Here is a 17,802-nt window from a genome sequence, read left to right on the forward strand (position 1 = left end):
TAAGTCGCCACCGTTGGTGGACCAAGCAGGCCTGTGGATAACCGCCGTGGCGCACGAGGGAGCGCCTCGGCGGAGTGTCAGTGACATCCGCGGCGTCCTCCCGCGTGCGCCCGGCGCACGACGGCGGCGCGGAGCTCCGAGACGGCACGGCGGAGGACGCGGTATGCGCGAGCCGACCTGCTGCTGCACAGCGCCTCGACGACGGCGGTTTCGGGCCGGCGTGCGACAGGTCCGTATCGAGTGCGAAATGGGCACGGGGCAAGCGCCTGGCGGGCCGGTGACTCGGGACCGGCACGAACTCACACGGATCGGGGTGGGGTGCGGCCGATGCGTCAACCGCCATGGACAGGGGGGAGAGCGCCGGGCAGGAACGGTCGTGAAACGTCCTCAACGCAGGTGCGAGGAGTGCGCCACGGAGCGGTGGAGTTCCGGTGCTCGACCGAGCGGGTGGCTCGCGGCTCGACTGAGTGGTGTGTGCGGGCGGTCGAGAGAAGCGCTCCGGCACGCGCTGCGCGAGACCACCCCTGCGGGGTCACTCCCCCCGCCCCTTCGGGGCTAGGGGGGAGTGTAGTTCCGGAAATTGCGCCGCGCCAGTCGGTTTCGGAACTTCCATGTCACGCGCTGTGTCGAGCGCTCGAGGAACCACCCGGCAGAGCGCTCGAGCGAGCGCCCTCGACCGCACTATTGCCCCGCTACCGGAGACGCGCGCAACCCCGGCCGTGACACGACGGATAAGGGCGGTTGCACCGCTCGCGGAGGACCCGGAGAGGGGGCGCGGCAGCGGCTCGGCGCAGCGGCCGCAACCACGCTCACGCACCGCGCGGTGAGGCGCTGCCATCCGCGCGGTGTCACACGCTTATTCGCGCCCGCATCAGGCGGTGCGGGCAGCACCTCGAAGCCCTCCGCTCCAGGCGCTGCGGCAGCACGGGCACGCCGGCCGCGCCGAGGCGATACCGGGTAGGACTGCGCACCGTTGTCGGCACGGTCGCCAGGGCCTCCTCACGCAATGTCGAAGGACCGTCGAGGCGCGTGCTGTGCACGGGGGTGAAAGCGGTTATCCACAGACCACTTTGAGACCCCTGCCCACTTTTGTCAGTGTCCCGGTCACGACAGCACGCCGTGAGCGGCGCGACGCGATCGACGAGGCGAAAGGGAAGGCGCGTGAGCGCACGTCAACACGACCCGGTCAAGGACTTCCTGGTCCAGACCTACCGCGGCGTCGTCGGCGAACCCGGCCACAAACCCTCCGGCGCTGGCCGCCCCAACGCCGGCACCGACACCCCCGGCACCGGCTCCGTCGGCCGCTTCACCCCGCTCTCGCCGACCGTGCTCGTGGCCGCAGCCCTGGCGAGCTCCGCACCCCACCTCTCCACCACCCTCGCCGACTACCCGTCCGCCGTCTCGGTGATGGCGACCCTGCACAGCTACCGATGGCTGCTACTCGCCGCCGCAGCCGCCACGATCACCCTCGACGTGTACCGGTTCGCGGTGCACCGGCACCGCGTCACGCTCGACGCCTACCTCCGTCAGAGCACCCGCCACCAACCGGTCAAGATCACCGTCGGCTTCCCACCCCGATGGCGCACGGTCCGCCGCGCCACCATCCGGCTGCCGCGCGGGGCGGTCGTGCGCCCCAAAGAACTCGACGAGTTCACCACCGCCGTCCGCGCCACCGTCGGCCGCAGCCCCGCCGGATACACCACCACCGTGCGCCACCAGGCCCACCGCGATCGACTACAGATCGCCCGCACCCCCGTGCCACCCGAAACCCGCTCGACGCGGCACATCGCGCTGCAGTCCGCGCTCGATGCCACCACCATCTTCAAAAACCCCACCGTGACGGTCGCCTCCATCGACGACCACGGCGTCGAAACCGGCTACAAGATCACCTTCACCCCGTCGATGAACTCCGGCGCCACCAACTTCCAGGCCAAAGTCGACGAAGCCCTCGCCGCGCTCGCCGGCGAGCACGAATCCGGCCGCAACTGGACCACCGCCTGGACCCCGTCCGAGGGATACCTGGTGATGACGCTCGTAGCCCCGCTGCCGACACGGGTCGATCATCCGCTCGCCCTGATCGACGAGAACCTGCGGCACCTGCCCTACGCGACCGCCGCCGCGGACACCACGATGGTCTGGGACGTCTCGACCCGCTCGAACAAGCCGCACTGCCTGATCGTCGGGCCCACCGGCGGCGGCAAGACCTCGGTGATCCGCACCCTGCTGACCGAGGCCGCCCGCCGCGGAATCCCGTTCGTGGGCGTCGATCCGAAGATGATCGAACTCGACGGCCTCGAGAGCTATCCAGGGTGCGGGGCGATCGTCTACGACGCAGTGCGCGCAGCGATGCTCGTGCGCGCGCTGCATGCGGAGATGATGGCGCGCAACCACTACGTGCACGTGAACAAGATCGAGCCGTCCGAGCTGCCGTTGCTGATCGCGGTGCTCGATGAGTTCTTCATCCTCTCCGGCAAGTGGCAGCGCCTGGCCAAGACCGGCGACGAGGAGACCCGCGAGCAGCTCAAAGAACTCGACCCGCTCGGGGCGTGGGCGGATCTGGCGGTGCTCGCCCGTTCGGCCGGCATCCGGCTGCTGCTCGGGGTGCAGCGCCCGGACGCGTCACTGTTCGGGGCGAGCTCGGGCAATGCGCGCGACAACTTCGGCACCCGCATCAGCCTGGGCAACCTGTCGCAGGACGGAGCGTTGATGATGTGGGGCGATGCGCACGTCGGCCGCGATGTCGACACCTCTATCCCCGGCCGCGGCATGGTCACCGCCCCCGACGGCACCCCGGTCTCGGCGCAGATGTGGTGGACCCCGAACGTCGACCGCCACCCGAACAAGTGGACCCAACTCACCGCCGCGGACCAAGCCCTCCTCGACGGCCTGACGCCGCGAGAGGCGCCGCAGTTCGCGCTCTACAGCACCGAGCTGCGCGAGTTCCTCGAATCCGAGCGCGCCTTGGCGAGGCGGGCGCGCTCGCACGGCGGTGCGCCCGAGCCGATCGCCCTCGGCAGCGCCCCGACCGGTGACCCGAGCACCGACACCACCACACCCGCCGGGTCGGCCGGTGCCTCGATCGCCGGCGCCGAGGACGGGGAGGAGGAGGTAGCCGATGCGATCCCGGCCTCGCAGGTCACCGAAGGGATGACGGTGCTGATCGACGACGGCACCTCCCACCTGGTGGCGGTCACCGTCCACGCAGTCGAGGTCACCTACGACCCGCACACCGGGGACGTGCGCGAGACGACGCTGACCATCCGCGAAGGCCGCCGCAACACCGCCATCACCTTCGACCCCACCGAAGTGGTGTTCCTGCCCGAACCCGACGCCCCCACCGCCCCCTCACCCCAGCCGTGAGCGTCCGCCCCTGCTTCTTCCTGTTGTTGAGCTGTCGAATCCAGTGCAAAGGAATCCGTTCATGAGCCGCCGCATCTCCCAGTCGATCACCCCCACCACCGACGACGTGGCCGCGCTGCGCGCACCGTTCCTCGTCAAGGGCGCCAACGACCCGGTCATCGCCGAGTTGCGCCAGTACCTCAAGCAGGTGGTGCCGGGGTGGCTGAGCAAACTCAGCGACGACCAGGAACTGACCCGCGAGCGCCTCGCCGAAATCACCACCGCCGTCACGGCGCGGCGCGCGGTGATCGAGGCGCTGCCCGGCGGCAAGGCCCGCACCGAGGCACTGGCCGCACTCGACCGCACCGAGGCCATCGTGACCGAGATGGACGCCGAGCTGGCCGGCGTGTCGGCCTTCAGCGGGACCGGCGCGTGATGACCACGCTCGATGTCGAGATCACCTCCGCCACCACCGCCCGCGTCACCGCTCCCGACACCGAGGTGGTGCAGCTGTCCGCGGCCGATCGCACCGCGCTGTGGACCGCCATCCACCAGCACAGCACCCAGCACGCGCACGCCACCGCCGCACCGGTCGACGTGACGGTCCGCGAGGCCGACAAGACGAAGTTCGTCACCGTCACCCCCGACGGCACAGCCACCGCCTCCACCCCGAGCGGACCGATCCCCACCCCCAACACACCACCGGCCCAGCCCGGACCGTCTACCGACGCGACGGCACCGGAGGATTCCCTCCCTGCAGGGCCGGTGCTGATGGCCGCCGACCCGCTCCCACCCGCAGCAACACCGAGACTGGGCCGGCCGGTCGCCCCGCCGAGCGCAGGCCCGCGGGGTGCGGTGTCGACGCTGGCCGCACCCAGCGTGCCTGCAGCCGCGCGCGAGCCAGCGCGGCTCGGGCTCCGGGGCCGCGTCAACGCCCTGCTCGGCGCGACACTGACGCCCAGGCCCTCGTCCCGGGAAGCACGGCTGCGCCAGGCCGCCGCCGCGCTCACCGGGCCGCTCCCGGACCGGGCCACGGTCGCGGTGGTCAACGTCAAAGGCGGCGTCGGCAAGACCCCACTCGCCCTCGCCCTGGCCGCCACCGTCGCGACCCACCGCGGGGCCGGCAGCGTCGTGGCCGTCGACCTCGGCGAGGCCGGATCCAGCTTCGCCGACCGAATCGCCACCCCACCCACCCACGAGCAGAACGCCCTCAGCCTGCTCACCCAGCTCGACGCGGCCGCCGACGTGTACTCGGGGACCCTGACCCGGTATCTGGCCCGCCAACCGAGCGGCGAGGACGCGCTCGCCGCCGGTGCCGACACCGACCGCGCCTCGGGCTACGACGACGTCGACCGGCTCGCCGCGCTTCTCGGCCGGTACCGGGAGCTGCTGGTGGTCGACACCGGCAACTCCCACCTCGCCGACCGGTGGCGGTGGGCGATCGCGGCCGCGCACGCGGTGATCGTGCCCGTGCCGCTGCGCCACGACGCCGCCGCGGCCGCACAACGCACCCTCCACACCATGGCAACGGTCCGTTCCGACGTGCTCACCCGCAGCGTCGTGGTCATCACCGACGGCCCCGGGGACGCACCGGTGGTCGAAACCGCCGCCGTCGACGCGTTCACCGCCCTCGGGGTGCCGGTGTGCCGGATGCCCTTCGAGCCACGGTTCGCCGCCGGAGACCGCATCACCCTCCGCGGGCTCCGACGCCCCACCCGCGACGCGCTGGCCGTCCTGGCGGCCACCGCCGTCGAGCTCATGGCGCCCGGCACGAGCTGACGCCCAGACCCCGGCCCGCTGCCCGAGTCGGATGCCAACACCAGGGATGACACACCCCACCCAAGACCTCTCCAGTGCAACCCAATTCAGCGCCCGACCCGGGCGACCCACACGAAAGGCACCCCCTGTGACGAACACCCCCAGCTCCTCCGACAACCGCGCCGCCCGCCGGGCCCGCGCACGCAGTCACCGCCGCACCCACGGCACCCAGGCCGCGACCGTGCTGGCAGTGGCCACCGCGGCCCTTGCCTCCGGCATCGCCCTGGCCCCGTCCGCCCTCGCCGAACCCCTCCAGGGCGGCGTCACCGGCGACAGCACCCAGGACGGCGTCACCGGCGGCACCAGCCAGGGCGGCACCACCACCGCCCCAGCACCGGAGCCCACACCCGAGCCCGACACGTCGTCCGTGCCGGACCTCCCCGCCGAGCCGGCGTACTGGGTCGCCCCACCGGCCGAATACCAGCCGGAGAACGTGCAGTGGCGGCCGATGCCGAACTACGACTACGACACCGACGCCTACCTCCCGCAGGACGAGGTCGCCGTGGAGCCGGTGCCGCTCGAGCAACTCCATCTGCCGACCCCGGTCACCCCGACCGCACCGATCATCGCGCCACGCAACAAGGTTCGGTTCGGGGACACCGTGTTCGCGCAGCCGAACTGGGTCTCGGACCGTGACGCCGAGCGCACCAACAACACCTCGGCGGTCGTCGAGGCCCAGGTCTCCACGTTCTGGCGGTCGATCGGGGTCGAGACCACCCGCGCCGACCGCCTCGCCGCCGCCCAGATCGCCGGCGGCGCGACCGGCGCCGTGGCCGGGGCGACCGCCGCCGGCGTACCGGCCGCCGTGACCGGTGCCCTGGTCGGCGGCACCATCGGCGGCCTCGGAGGCGCGGCACTCGGCGGAATGGTCCCGACCCCGATCCCGGGGCTGCCGGTGGTCACCACCGGAGTGGCCGGCACCGCGACCGGTGCGGCGCTCGGGGCGGCCGCCGCCGGGGTTCCCGCGGCGGCGGTCGGTGCGGTGGCCGGGGCCGCGGCCGGTGTCGCGGCCGGCACCAACTTCGGGTCCGGTGACCTCGGGCAGCCGCAGGAGATCGCGGTACCGGACATCGACCACGACGCCGTGGCGGCCCAGACCCAGGACACGCTCGCGCAGTGGGAGAACTCCGGACCCGTCGGTCAGGCGGCGGCCTCGACGGTGCACAACGCTGTCGAGACCGCGCCGGTGGTCGATCAGCAGGTCCGGGGCGTCGTGGCCACACAGCCCGGCGGGGAGCAGGTCATCGCCCAGGTCGACTCGGTCCTGACGGACTTCTTCGCCGACGCGACCCCGGGGCTGGCCGGCAACCTGCTGTCGGGCGCTGTCGGGGACGGCATCACCACGCACGGCCACTGACCAACACAAACGGGGGTGTACACCATGCGCAGACCGCACGTCGGCCGCCGGCCCGCTCGGCATCCGGCCGTGAGCGACCTTCTCCACGGTTCACCCGCCGCGGGTGCGAGCCCCGGCGAGGCAGCCACGCAGTCTGGGGCCGCGACGCCGGTGCCCCGGCGTTCGAACGCGTCGCAGAACGGGGGAGCGGGCCGGCGGCGCGGGACGCCGATCGCGGCTGTGTTTGGTGTCGCGGGTGTCGTGGTGGCTGGGGCGGTGGCGATCGGGCACCTGGGTGGCAGTGACAGCGCGTCCCCCACAGATGCCCCGGCTTCGGCCGCGCCGGTCGACGAGAACGGGGTGCCGATCCTCTCGCTGCCCGAACCGGACCCGGTGGAGGAGCGGCACGACACCGCGGGGGAGTGCCGCGCCGATCGTGGCGATCAGAAATCCGGTGTGGGGGTGATTGCGGCGTTCAATTTCGCCTACTACAACCAGCGCAACGGGGAGGCTGCGCGCGCCTTGGCCACCCCCACCTCCACGGTGCAGCCGGGTCCGGAGTTGCAACGGTTCATCGACGCCGTCCCGCTCGGCACCAACTACTGCCAGAAAATCACCGCGCTGTCCGACGGGGTGTACCTGGTCGACCTGTCCGTCATGCGCCCCGGACAACCCGTCGAACGCGGCACCCAGACCGTCACCACCGCCCACCTCGACGGCCGCTGGTACGTCGATGCCTTCACATAACGCCGCATCAGCGTCCGGTGCCACGTCTGCGACACAGTTGCGGGCTCCACGCCTCATGCGCGCGGCGTACCAGGACGGTGCAACCCCGTAGTTCGCGTCTCATGGCCGTGCACCGCGTTGCGGGCAACGACAGCAACCCGGCAATCGGTGACCGGGGGGGCTTCCCCCCGGCGTGTGGACACCAGTTCCTATGCGGCGGTGGCCAGCGTAGCCGACCGCTGTTCGTGCTCGATCGGGCAGATCTGGCCGAGAGTGGAGTGCCTCCTTCTGGTGTTGTAGCGCGTGATCCAACGGAACACCGCGGCCCGCGCGTCACCCGCATTGTTCCAGCGCTTTCTGCCCTGGAGTGTCTCCCGTTTCAACGTCGCGTTGAACGATTCGGCGGCGGCGTTGTCCGCGCTCGTTCCGACCGCACCACGCGATCTGGTGACACCCAACTCACGGCACACGTCGGCGAACTCCGCCGAGGCGTACTGAGCGCCGTTGTCGGAGTGAAAGACAGCACCGTCGAGACCGGCGGCACCGCGCACAGAAGCGGCGGCCCGCAGTGCGTCGGTGACCAGCCCGGTACGCATGTGGTCGGCGATCGACCACCCCGCCAGCCGTTTCGAATGCAGATCCAACACCGTTGCCAGATAAAGGAAGTCACCATCACCGATCGGCAGATACGTGATGTCGCCGACGTACCGAGTGTTCGGTGCGCTCGCGGTGAAATCCCGCTGGATCAGGTCCGGCACCGGGGTCGCGGACGGCTCGGGGACGGTGGTGCGCACCGTTTTGCGTAGATGCACGCCGACGATCCCATGCTCGCGCATCAGCCGTTCCACCCGCTTGTGATTGACGACCACCCCGTCCGCGTGGAGCTCGGCGGTCACCCGTGGGGACCCGTAGGTGCCGTCGGAGTCGGCGTGGATCCCACGGATCCGCACGGCCAACTCCTCGTCGGCGCGGGCGCGTTCGGCGCGGGCCGCAGCTGCGGCCCGCCATCGGTAGAAACCGGAACGGGACACCTCGAGGATCTGGCACAGCCACTTCACCGAAACGGTGTCGCGGTGGTCGTCGACGAACTGAAAGCGGCTCACCAGTTCGTCTCGCCCGCGAAATACTTCGCGGCCTTGCGCAGGATCTCCCGTTCGGTCTCGAGTTTCCGGATCTGGGCCTTGAGCTGCCTGTTTTCCTCCTCCAGCACGGACTCGGACGATACCTCGCCAGCAGGCGCCGGCTTCCGGGCCCGCTCGACGGTCCCGGACGCACCGCGGCGTTTGCGTTCGGCGCGGACCCAGTTGCGCAGGGTTTCCCGGCTGATCCCCAGGTCCTTGCCGATGCCCTCGAAGGTGTGGCTCGGATCGGACAGGTACAGCGCGACGGCATCTGCCTTGAACTCCGCCGAGTATGCCTTCATCACCATCAGTGACATCTCTTCCTCTGGATCCTCACGACCCAGTGTTCAGGATGTCCACACTCAAGGGGGAGCCCCCATCGCCGAGGCTCGGGGCCGATGGGTGACGGGGTTCTTGCCGAACTGGGGAGAGATCCGATCCCACACGTCGGCAAGCTCGTCGACCCGGTGCGCATAGGCGATGAGCTGCCACAGCATCTGCAGTCGTCGGCGCTGCTCGATCACCGAGTCCCACCGGGAGTGCACGACCCGCACGACGGCGTCCATGTCGCTCGCTCCCAGCTGGTCCGGTGGACGATCGCGCACGGCCAGCACCTCGTCGGCCAGGCGCCATGCCCCCACCATGCGCACCGCTGTACTGGTATTGAGGCGGCTGTGGCGCAGCCAGTGGGTCAGCGCCGCGACGATCCACTCGGCGCGGAATCCGCGCAGATCCGCAGCGGCTCTCGGTCCGGGCCGGCGGTGATCGGTCAGATCCAGTTCGGCCAGATGGATCAGCCTCGGGTCCCGCTCATCGATGCCGGACCATCGGCGGTGTTCCGCGGCGACCCGGCGCACCACATCGCCGGCCAGCGCCGAGACGTGGCGTTCGGTGTCACCGAGTGAGGGGCGTGTGAACTCTTCCAGGGCAAGGAAACTGGTGACGGCGTAGCGACGCATGTGCAGATAGATGGTGCGTACCGCCGTCGGCTCGAAGTCGTGGCGGCCCTCGCCATCGCGGCACTGCAACGCCATCACCAACTCCAACCCCGACGTGCCGGGCATGAGCCCGAACAGCACCGCGGTGGGCGACCCCAACACGGTGCCGGAGTCGTCCTCGAGCGGCTCGGCACGGCGTTCGAGCCACAGATCGACGTCGGCAGACAGGTCCGGGTGCTCACGGTTCCACGCCGCGATCCACCGCCGAGAGGCCGCCCGGTGACGGGCGCACAATCCGGTGCGAGAGCGCCGGTCGCGGCCACACCCCGGCACCACGCACCGCGGCACCGGCGGCAACACCGCAGGCCCGGTGCGGCCGATCCACTCGGTCACCGTCACCGGATGTCCCGCTCGCCGCCCGGCCTGCTGCCACCCCTGGTGGTGCGACGCGCACAAACCCGCCGCTGTCGGAAAGCGACGACAGCCGACCCGACAACGGACACCGTGCTCCCCGGTCGTGGACCGCTCACTCCGGCAGGCCGGACAGAGCTCGTCGCGGTGGGTGCGGCGACCGCACCCGCGTCGACGGCACGACCGGTGATCCGCGCCCGCCGGAATCCACAGCAAGCGACGGTGGTCGTACTCGTCCGGCCGCCACGACGGATCGATCCTCGTCGCCAGATGACTGCGCCACCGCGATGCGTCCTCGGCGTCGGCACCGAGCGTCGATGCCGCGGTGCTCATCGCCCCGAACCCATCGACGGCACCGGCCGGGCGGTCATCGCGACCGTGGCGGCCTTCATCGCCGCCTCGGTGTCGTGGGTGTAGACCCGCGTCGAGTCCAGTGAGGCATGCCCCAGCAGTGTCTGCACGACATCCAACGGCACTGGTTCACAGTCGATTCCGCGGACCAGGCGGGTGGCGAAGGTATGCCGCAACATGTGCGGGCCGCGGATGTCGAATCCGATGCGTTTCGAGCAGCGGTCCATCAGACGCTTGACCGAGGTGTACGACATCGCCCGCCCCAACCAACGGTCGTCGCCGTAGAGGTTGACGAACACGTGAGGCGAGCGATCGACCACACCTCGCTGCGACAACACTCGCCGGCGCTCCAACGCATAGTCGATGTAGCCGTCCACCAGATCGCGATGGACGAACAGCGCCCGAGGACCGCCCTTGGCCCGGGCCCGATTCTCCACCGCATTGGCGACGCGCACATGAAAGTGCGGATCGCCCAACACGCACCCCAACCGACGATCACCACCGCCGAAATGCACATCCGCGGTGAACAACGACAACGCCTCCCCGACCCGGATGCCGGTGCACGAGAGCAGATCCACCAAGAACCGATCCCGCAACGGCAGCTCCAGCCGCTCCAGCCGGTGTCGGGCTGCCTCGTCGTCGATCCACGCCGGCGGCGAGGTACCGGACCGGTGCGTGCGCAGCTGATCGACCAGGACCCGACGCCTGGCACCGTGCTCACCCCCGCCCGCGGTGCCGGGCGCGAAGTACTTGATCCGGGTCATCTTCTCGACCACATCGGTCGCCAACAGCTCATGGCCGTCGCACCACTCGTAGAACGAGCGCACCGCCACCATGCACACGTTCACCGACGCCGCCGACCGCGCCGTCGGATCAACGCTCAACGACCGCCGCCACATCACCAGCTGAGATAGCCCCACGCACCGCCAGTCCACCACGGCCGAACACCACGACAAGAACCACGCCACCCGCCGCCCGTACTCACGAACCGTGTTCGGTGACCGACCCGCCGCCATCAGAAAATCGAGCCACTGCGAAGCCTCCCGGTGCAGGGCCCCATCCGAGCCCACCACCACCCACCGCGGTTGCATCGTGGCCGGATCCACAGCCTCCGCCACCTCAAACGTGAGCCGATCCACCATGCCGCCTCACGCTACGACCAACCCCTGACAACAACTCCGGTAAACCGTCAGCCATCGACACCCCCGCCCGCCGCGGACAACTCCTGACATCACCAGGCAGGGGCTAGATAACGGCGGGGCACCGGCTCACGCGGAACACCGTTCTCGTGGGATGGATCCCGTGCGACTGCACCCCCGGCACCGGCGGTCACCGCACATCGGAATAGGTGCCTGCCACCAGGCACCTGCGAGGTCACCATCGGCTCACCGCCCCATGTCGGCCGTCGAGGCCGGGGTGAGGTGGTCCTGAGAGGGGCGAACGCTCGGTTCGGTGGGTGCCGGCGGCGAGGAACCTGGAGAACCGATACCGGGCAGGTGGTGATCTCGTAGCGCAGCCCACCGCGGGCGGTGCAGGCAGCAGGTCCCGCCGCAGGTCCTTGGTGATCCAGGCGGCGGTGAACTCCTCGCGGGGGCGGCCGGCGAGCAGCTTGGTGGACAGCTCGGTGCGCTGCTCGTCGGTGAGGGTCTCGGCGCCGCGCAGCGGTCGGCGTCGGTTGATCCATTCGACGTCGGACTTGCGTCCGCGTCGGTCCCGCTGGGGCCGGATGACCCGCCGGCGCACCGTATCGACGACCTCCTCGGCCTTTTTGACCAGGTGGAACCGGTCGATCAGCAGCTCGGCGTGCGGTAGCGTCTCCCGCACGGCTTTGGCGTACACACTCGAGAGGTCGACGGTTACGTGGGGTGATCTGCGTGCGCCACTGCTCGTCGCGGACGGGCAGCCAGTCGGCACACCTTCGTTACACCGGTCGACTCTGCTTCGTCAGTTGGCCGGCAGTGACCGGATGACCCAGCGTTGGGTGTCGTTGTTCTGGGCGGTGCGTGTGACGGCCGAAAAGTCGTTGGTCGATGAGGTGTAGGCATCGACGAAACGGACTCCGTGCAGCTGTTGAACGGTGAAGGTATCGCTGCTCAGCGGTCGGACCAGCCATCGCTGGCTGTCGTTGTTCTGGGAGGTGCGGGTCACCAAGCGGAAGTCGTTCGCTGCGTCCTCGTGGGCGTCCAGGAACCGGCCGTTGCGTTCGTGCTGGATCGTGTACACGGTGCCGGCCGAGCGGAGGACCCACCGCTGGGAGGTGTCGGTCTCCGCTGGTTGCGTGGAGACCCCGAACTGCTCTTCGGTGGCGTCGAGGAAGCGGCCACTGCTTTTCTGCTGCAACTTGTACGTGTTGGGAGCGGGAACGCTCAAATCCCAGTACTGGCTGTCGTCGTTCTGCGTCGGCATCGTGACGGCCGAGTATCCGAACAATCCGCCCTGGTTGGCGTCGAGGAACTGGCCGGTGCTCACGTGCTGGAACCGGACGACATCGAGGCGGCCGGGGACCGGCACCATCACCCAGCGCAGATTGTCGCTGTTCTGCGCCTGTTCCATGCTCACGAAGGGATGTCCTGCCTCGCTGTTGGCATGCAGGAAGCGGCCGGTACTGACCTGTTGGATGGTGTACACGCCGGCCACCACCGTGAATCGCCAGCGCTGGCTGCCGTCGGTCTGCGCGAGACGGGTGACCACCGCGAAGTCCCGATCCGACGACTCGTAGGCGTCGAGGAAGCGGTGGTTGTGCTTGTGCTGAATCGTGCACAGTCCGCGCAGGTTCGGTTCGGTTCCGATGTTGGTGTCGTAGCTGGGCGGGTAGACCACCGAGGGATGCTTGTAGGTGAACGGTCTGCCGAGGTTCTCGGGCGCGGCCCATGGCCGGATGGCGAGGCCGCCGGACCAGGGCTCGACGTTGAGGTTGAGGTCCCCATTCGATTCGGTGCCGAAGACCGTGGCGGGGTTCAACCGCTCCCGGTGCCTCGGGTCGGTCTGCCAGCGTGCGAAGAGCCGGTCCACGTTCGAGTGCAGCAGGAACACGAACGGGTCGCGGAACGAGATGTGTTGTCCGCCCATGGCGACGAATCCGTGCATGGCGTTGTGGACCGATTCGAGTCGACGGCGCATGTCCGCGTAGTCGTCGGCGCGGAGGACCGCCGCATCCTGCTCGGCTGATGCCGGCGAGCCGGAGACGTGCCGCTGGACCAGTCGTGGCGGATCGGCCGGATTGTTCGTGTCGTCGCGATGTAACCGGGCCCCGGTGACGTAGTACCCGGCCGTGAGCCAGGGCTCGCCGATCGGAGCACGCGTGGCTCCGCCGTAGCCCATGAACGCCTCGGTGAACAGATTGAGCATCCCGGTCCGTCCGTCGCCGAGGTTGGCGTTGGGGATGCGGCGAGGGTCCTGGGTCCAGTCCCAGTAATGCAGCGACAGCTGCGGATTGATCTCCCGCAGCATCTTTTCCAGTTCGTTGACGATCACGCGATGCCACGGCAGGAACTCCGGGCCATTGTGCACGTGCGTGCCTTGGTGGATCTCGTCCTGCTTGAACCACCAGCTCACGTGCCCGGGAACCCGATCGTCCCTGCTGCCCGGGAAGAAGCGACGGTTCGTCTCGACGAACGCGTCGCGCAGCAGCCGACGCTCTTCCGGATCGATGGATGCGATGTTGCGGCGGATCCCGTCACCGAGTGCCATGGTGTTCCCTCATCGGTCATTTGGTGGAAAGTGAAAATCGCGGTATCCGCCGGCGGCGCCGGCGGATACCGCGTCGGGTGAAATACCTACGAGCATCTTTTCGACCCCGGCAGCGCAAAACCATCACCTTCAGGTGGGAAAATGCTCCACCCAGGGTTAGAGGTGGATTTAGCGGGGGTTTGAGGACTACCTCGACGAGGTAGCGGGTCAGTCCGACAGGGTGCAGATCAGTTCCCAGAGTGTGCGAGCGGTCTGCCGCAGATCGTCAAGGTCGGCGGACCAATCCATTTGCGGGAATCCGAGCCCCGCTCTCGCTGGCCGTCCAGGCCCGCAGGAAGTCGCCATCCCCGGCGACCTCCGGGGAAGCGCCGAGGTAGGAGCCGGGCATCCCACATCAACGACCCGGCCACGACTGTGGAGTAGCACTCGAGTCCTTCGGTCTCATCGCCGGACACTTGGTAGAAGCCGCACCGCGTGCTCGGTCAGCGCTTCCCGTTGCTCCTCGAACGCCCCGGTTCGTGGGGTGCCGGGGCGTTCGAGGAGCAACGTACGACGCCCGGTCCGACATCCGCCGCGGGACGTGAGACGGTCGGTGGGTCGGGGTGTACCGTCGCCCTGGGTCGCGCACGGTTCCCCCGACCGTACGGGCCCCGTGCCCCGGCGCTTCACCCCCGACGCCGGGGCACCGGCCTTTCGGGGATGCGGCGATCGCAGTCAGGATGTCGACGGCCAGGGACGGTGGTACGCGGCCGTGGCCAGCACCCTGGCGGGTCCGCGTAGTTCGGCTGCCCGGGCCGCTGCGCAGGCCCGATCCCGGTTGCCGTGGACATATCCGAAGACGTGTCGCGGGGCGGTGGGGGAGAAGCCTCCAGCTATCCTGAGAGGGTCCTGGCGAAGAGTCAGGAAAGTGAGGCCGGGAGCCCGCACGTTTTGCGTGGTCGCCCGGCCTTTGCGCTTCTCTTCGGCACCCGGTGCACGATGACCAGCGAGTCGATCGCGCACCGCAGCTGCCCGCCCGCGGTATAGGCGTACGCGATCAGATCCGCGGCCCGCAGCAACTCGTGTGCGTGCGGACGGTCCACCATCGCCCGGACCGTCTCGAGCGCCCCGACCGGGGCGAGGTCGCCGGTGAGCGCCGCGAGATCCTGTGGGGTTGAACCCCGTCCAGCGGACACAGGGGCAAGCGGCTTCTGCCGCCTGGGTGAACTGCTCCTCGAACTCGACCGGGCTGATCATCCCGATCGCGGAGTGACGCCGTGCCAGGCAGATCAACGCGGCGCCCAAGCTTCTTACCCTCGGCATGTTTGCGGTCGTAGTAGGCACGGCTGGTCGGGTCGTGCAACGCCGCGACCGCAGACAGGGACAGCGCCCGTTTGAGTTTGCGGTTACCCGATCGCGCGGGGTGCTCGCCACGGATCGACGAGCCGGACCGATGGGTCACCGGTGCAATGCCGGCGTAGGTGGCCAGGTATGCCGAGGACGCGAACGCGGAGCCGTCGCCGACCTCGAGCAGGATGCGAGCTGCTGTCCTGACGCCGATGCCGGGCATCGACATCTCCGGCCTGGGAAAGAGGGTGATCGTCGAGCATCCTCTCCACGTCTTCAGCAATGCTCTTACGTTGTTGCAAGACCTCTTTCAACGAATAATCGGCCAGTTTCGGCAGGATGATCTCGGCGGCGTTGCTACCCGGCACCGTCACCCTCTGGACATCGAGGGCGGTGAGGATCTCCTCGGCGAGACGGGCGCCCATCCGCGGGGCGTGCTTGGTCGCGAGTGTGCTGAGCCGGCGCTTGCCAGCCTTACAGAGGTGAGTCACCCGTCGGAGACCGAGCGGGGATTTCGTTTTCTCCTCATCGATGAGTGATTAGCGGTCGAAACAGTCCGTGACATCGAAGTGTGAAGCGCGGACGATGGAAGTGGAACCAACCGGTCCCGACTATTCGACAGGGTCCGGCTTGGCTGCAGCGGGGAATACGAGTCCACACCCGGACTCGAATGACGACGGCAATATTCGGTGTTGAGGAACGAAATAGAATGACTACCGGCGGCCGGCAAGACTTCGCATGGGTGGATCAACACAATGCACCGCTCGGCGAGGTGTTCCTGCCGAACCCGACCTGGAGGGCGCACTGGAGGGATCGGTCACCCCACTCACCCACCATCGGGGTCCTCCGTGAAGACACCGGACGGTATCAAGTCACGGTGGGCGGGCACAATCCCTTCCGTGCCCGCCAAGCGCAGGTCGTCGCGTATGGCACCGACAACGCACGGTGCAAGTTCTACCAGAGACCGGAGCCGGAAGCGATCGAACGGCTGCCGGACGGGCGCCTCGGCTGGGTTTCGCGGATGTTCGTCTCCTGCGTCAACGCGGCAGGCGCGGCCGTCAACTCGAAGTTCGTGCTCTCGTTCAGTGGCGAGGCATTGGAGGGGACTCCGCCGCTGGCGGGCCCCGCCGCGTTCTTCGAGACCACAGCAGAGGGTACGGCGATCGCGAGAAACTACAAGGAGACATCGGACGGCCGGTTCACCGCGGGAAACGGTTGGATGTCCTTCAACTCCGCTTCCAGCGCATTGCCGACGATTCGGCATCAAAGTACCGGAATCTACCGGGTGAGTATTCCGCGGCTCGGAACCCCGACCCCGGGTCTCGCGCAGGTCACCGCACTCGGACCGGGGATAACGCATTGCCAGGCCGGCCCGCCGATCGCTTCCCCGACGGATCCGACATCACTGCTGGTGGATGTCTCCGGCTGGGCCGGGGTCACTCTCGCGAACACCGATTTCGTCCTCAACTACGACCACGCCGTGACCCGGATCAGTCCCACCCATCAGGGCGCTCGCGCCCACGCCAACAGATCCAGTACCACCTCCTACACGCCCGCGCGTTCCTACAACAGCGGCGCCATCATCGAGAACCCCGGCACGAACACGGCCTACCGCAGGGGCGTCGGGCTCTACCGGATCCATCACAGCGAGATACGGTCGACACCGAATTCGGTGTGGATCGGAGCTGCCCCCTCCTTCGGGCCGGGCTATTACTGCAAGGTCGAGTCCTGGAATCCCTCCAGCAGCGCAACAGGTCGACGCCCGGGAACGGATGTGTACGTCCGGTGTTACAACGCCGACGGCGAGCTCGCGGACTCTCCGTACTACGAAACGTTTCAAGGTATCGGGATCGGGCCGACATGATCTCGTTGGCGGGCGGCGGTCGTTCACGAGGGCAGAGCATCGGTTCGTTCGAGCGGTACTGGCGGTGATCCGGTGCAGGCCTGCGTTAACACGTGAGCATTCACGGGTGCGGGACGGTCAGTAGGTCTGCCTGCGCGTACCGAACCGGGTGGTGGCGCGGTTGAACGCCAGCCAGTTGGCCTGTGACGTCGTGAGGGCACCGCTTCTGCCGATCCGCTCGAGCGCCGCACGCGAGTCCGTGTCCGTTTCCGGCCCCCAGATCCCGTCCATGCCGGTGTCGTATCCCCACACGTACCGGCAGCACGACTGGACATGCCACACCTGATTTCTGCGGCCGGTGCTGAAGCGGGAGTTCCCGCTGCCCGAACGCCCGTTGTCGACGTGGATGTGGTTCTCGTGCGCCTGGTCGTGGTGGTAGGTCAGGACGTCGGAAAAGTGATAGTGCAGGCTGGCGCTGGTGGCCCAGTACTTCCTGCGCATTTCCCAGCGCTGTCCCGGGGTGAGGCCGCCCCACTGGTCGGTGCGACCGTTGAACCGCTCCGCGAGCGTGCCGTCCTTGATGACGAAGATGCGGCTGATATCGACGGCCCGCCCCGATCCGTGGTAGCCCGGCTTGTTCACATATGCGCCGTAGCCCCACAGTTGTCGCGGCGACGACCAGCTCGTGGGGGTGTTGGCGTCCCAGAACTCCAGCCAGGTCTCGAGTCGGCTGTAGAAGCCGGGATCGTACTCCCAGCTGCGTGGCGCCTTCTCGCGCTCGGAGTGGGTCACGGCGCCGCCGATTTCGCTGTGTCGGTCCAATGGCATCGTATTGTCTCCCTATTGGCGGGAACACCGACAGCACGGCAGCTGTGGCGACGTCGCCCTCAGAGACTGATTCTC

General features: G+C 68.8%; 12 protein-coding genes and 2 pseudogenes. 6 read left to right on the top strand and 8 right to left on the bottom strand.

Annotated elements, in window-relative coordinates; genetic code table 11:
* The first annotated feature begins 1,161 nt into the window (after nucleotides 1–1,161).
* From HFP48_RS30540 to HFP48_RS30560, 5 genes are all read left to right on the top strand, one after another.
* Nucleotides 1,162–3,360, top strand: coding sequence for an FtsK/SpoIIIE domain-containing protein (locus tag HFP48_RS30540; protein WP_168581026.1), 2,199 nt, complete (start codon nucleotides 1,162–1,164; stop codon nucleotides 3,358–3,360).
* Between the two features lie 61 nt (nucleotides 3,361–3,421).
* Entirely contained in the window at nucleotides 3,422–3,775 is a 354-nt protein-coding gene (locus HFP48_RS30545) for a hypothetical protein (protein ID WP_168581027.1), read from the top strand.
* Complete coding sequence (locus HFP48_RS30550; RefSeq protein ID WP_168581028.1) at nucleotides 3,775–5,118, top strand: chromosome partitioning protein; 1,344 nt, start codon at nucleotides 3,775–3,777, stop codon at nucleotides 5,116–5,118. The genes HFP48_RS30545 and HFP48_RS30550 overlap by 1 nt, the downstream gene beginning before the upstream one ends.
* A gap of 127 nt (nucleotides 5,119–5,245) precedes the next feature.
* A complete protein-coding gene (locus HFP48_RS30555; RefSeq protein WP_168581029.1) occupies nucleotides 5,246–6,514 on the top strand; it encodes an insoluble domain protein in 1,269 nt (422 codons plus the stop codon).
* A gap of 243 nt (nucleotides 6,515–6,757) precedes the next feature.
* Nucleotides 6,758–7,240 (top strand): hypothetical protein, encoded by a 483-nt coding sequence (locus HFP48_RS30560; RefSeq protein WP_246872670.1) that lies wholly within the window; start codon nucleotides 6,758–6,760, stop codon nucleotides 7,238–7,240.
* Nucleotides 7,241–7,428: 188 nt separating this feature from the next.
* Here HFP48_RS30560 and HFP48_RS30565 read toward each other — a convergent pair.
* The 7 genes and pseudogenes from HFP48_RS30565 to HFP48_RS30595 form a co-directional block, all read right to left on the bottom strand.
* Nucleotides 7,429–8,648 (bottom strand): IS3 family transposase gene (locus HFP48_RS30565; RefSeq protein WP_168580637.1). Its coding sequence is split into 2 segments (ribosomal slippage): nucleotides 7,429–8,339 and nucleotides 8,339–8,648, totalling 1,221 coding nucleotides; the frame shifts between segments, so codons are not numbered across the junction.
* A 54-nt stretch (nucleotides 8,649–8,702) separates the two neighbouring features.
* Nucleotides 8,703–9,677, bottom strand: coding sequence for a hypothetical protein (locus HFP48_RS30570; RefSeq protein ID WP_168581030.1), 975 nt, complete (start codon nucleotides 9,675–9,677; stop codon nucleotides 8,703–8,705).
* Nucleotides 9,678–10,018: 341 nt separating this feature from the next.
* Nucleotides 10,019–11,182, bottom strand: coding sequence for a tyrosine-type recombinase/integrase (locus HFP48_RS30575; RefSeq protein WP_168581031.1), 1,164 nt, complete (start codon nucleotides 11,180–11,182; stop codon nucleotides 10,019–10,021).
* 353 nt (nucleotides 11,183–11,535) lie between these two features.
* Nucleotides 11,536–11,949: pseudogene (locus HFP48_RS30580) on the bottom strand (transposase); the annotation flags it as partial.
* Nucleotides 11,950–11,984: 35 nt separating this feature from the next.
* Nucleotides 11,985–13,730 (bottom strand): RICIN domain-containing protein, encoded by a 1,746-nt coding sequence (locus HFP48_RS30585; RefSeq protein WP_168581032.1) that lies wholly within the window; start codon nucleotides 13,728–13,730, stop codon nucleotides 11,985–11,987.
* 899 nt (nucleotides 13,731–14,629) lie between these two features.
* Complete coding sequence (locus HFP48_RS30590; protein ID WP_168580680.1) at nucleotides 14,630–14,905, bottom strand: hypothetical protein; 276 nt, start codon at nucleotides 14,903–14,905, stop codon at nucleotides 14,630–14,632.
* 76 nt (nucleotides 14,906–14,981) lie between these two features.
* Nucleotides 14,982–15,532: pseudogene (locus HFP48_RS30595) on the bottom strand (transposase); the annotation flags it as partial.
* 233 nt (nucleotides 15,533–15,765) lie between these two features.
* Between HFP48_RS30595 and HFP48_RS30600 the strand changes: the two are divergent.
* Complete coding sequence (locus HFP48_RS30600; protein ID WP_168581033.1) at nucleotides 15,766–16,920, top strand: hypothetical protein; 1,155 nt, start codon at nucleotides 15,766–15,768, stop codon at nucleotides 16,918–16,920.
* Between the two features lie 117 nt (nucleotides 16,921–17,037).
* Here the strand turns inward: HFP48_RS30600 and HFP48_RS30605 are convergent, their stop codons facing one another.
* Nucleotides 17,038–17,727, bottom strand: a complete 690-nt coding sequence (locus tag HFP48_RS30605; protein WP_168581034.1) for an extensin family protein — start codon at nucleotides 17,725–17,727, stop codon at nucleotides 17,038–17,040.
* Nucleotides 17,728–17,802 lie beyond the last annotated feature (75 nt).

Source organism: Rhodococcus sp. DMU1 (genome assembly GCF_012272955.1).
GTDB lineage: Bacteria > Actinomycetota > Actinomycetes > Mycobacteriales > Mycobacteriaceae > Rhodococcus > Rhodococcus aetherivorans.

Excerpts from the sequence above, each read along its gene's own strand:
- HFP48_RS30545 (WP_168581027.1), top strand. The coding sequence starts at position 3,422 with ATGAGCCGCCGCATCTCCCAGTCGATCACCCCCACCACCGACGACGTG.
- HFP48_RS30550 (WP_168581028.1), top strand. The coding sequence starts at position 3,775 with ATGACCACGCTCGATGTCGAGATCACCTCCGCCACCACCGCCCGCGTC.
- HFP48_RS30575 (WP_168581031.1), bottom strand. The coding sequence starts at position 11,182 with ATGGTGGATCGGCTCACGTTTGAGGTGGCGGAGGCTGTGGATCCGGCC.
- HFP48_RS30585 (WP_168581032.1), bottom strand. The coding sequence starts at position 13,730 with ATGGCACTCGGTGACGGGATCCGCCGCAACATCGCATCCATCGATCCG.
- HFP48_RS30600 (WP_168581033.1), top strand. The coding sequence starts at position 15,766 with ATGACTACCGGCGGCCGGCAAGACTTCGCATGGGTGGATCAACACAAT.
- HFP48_RS30605 (WP_168581034.1), bottom strand. The coding sequence starts at position 17,727 with ATGCCATTGGACCGACACAGCGAAATCGGCGGCGCCGTGACCCACTCC.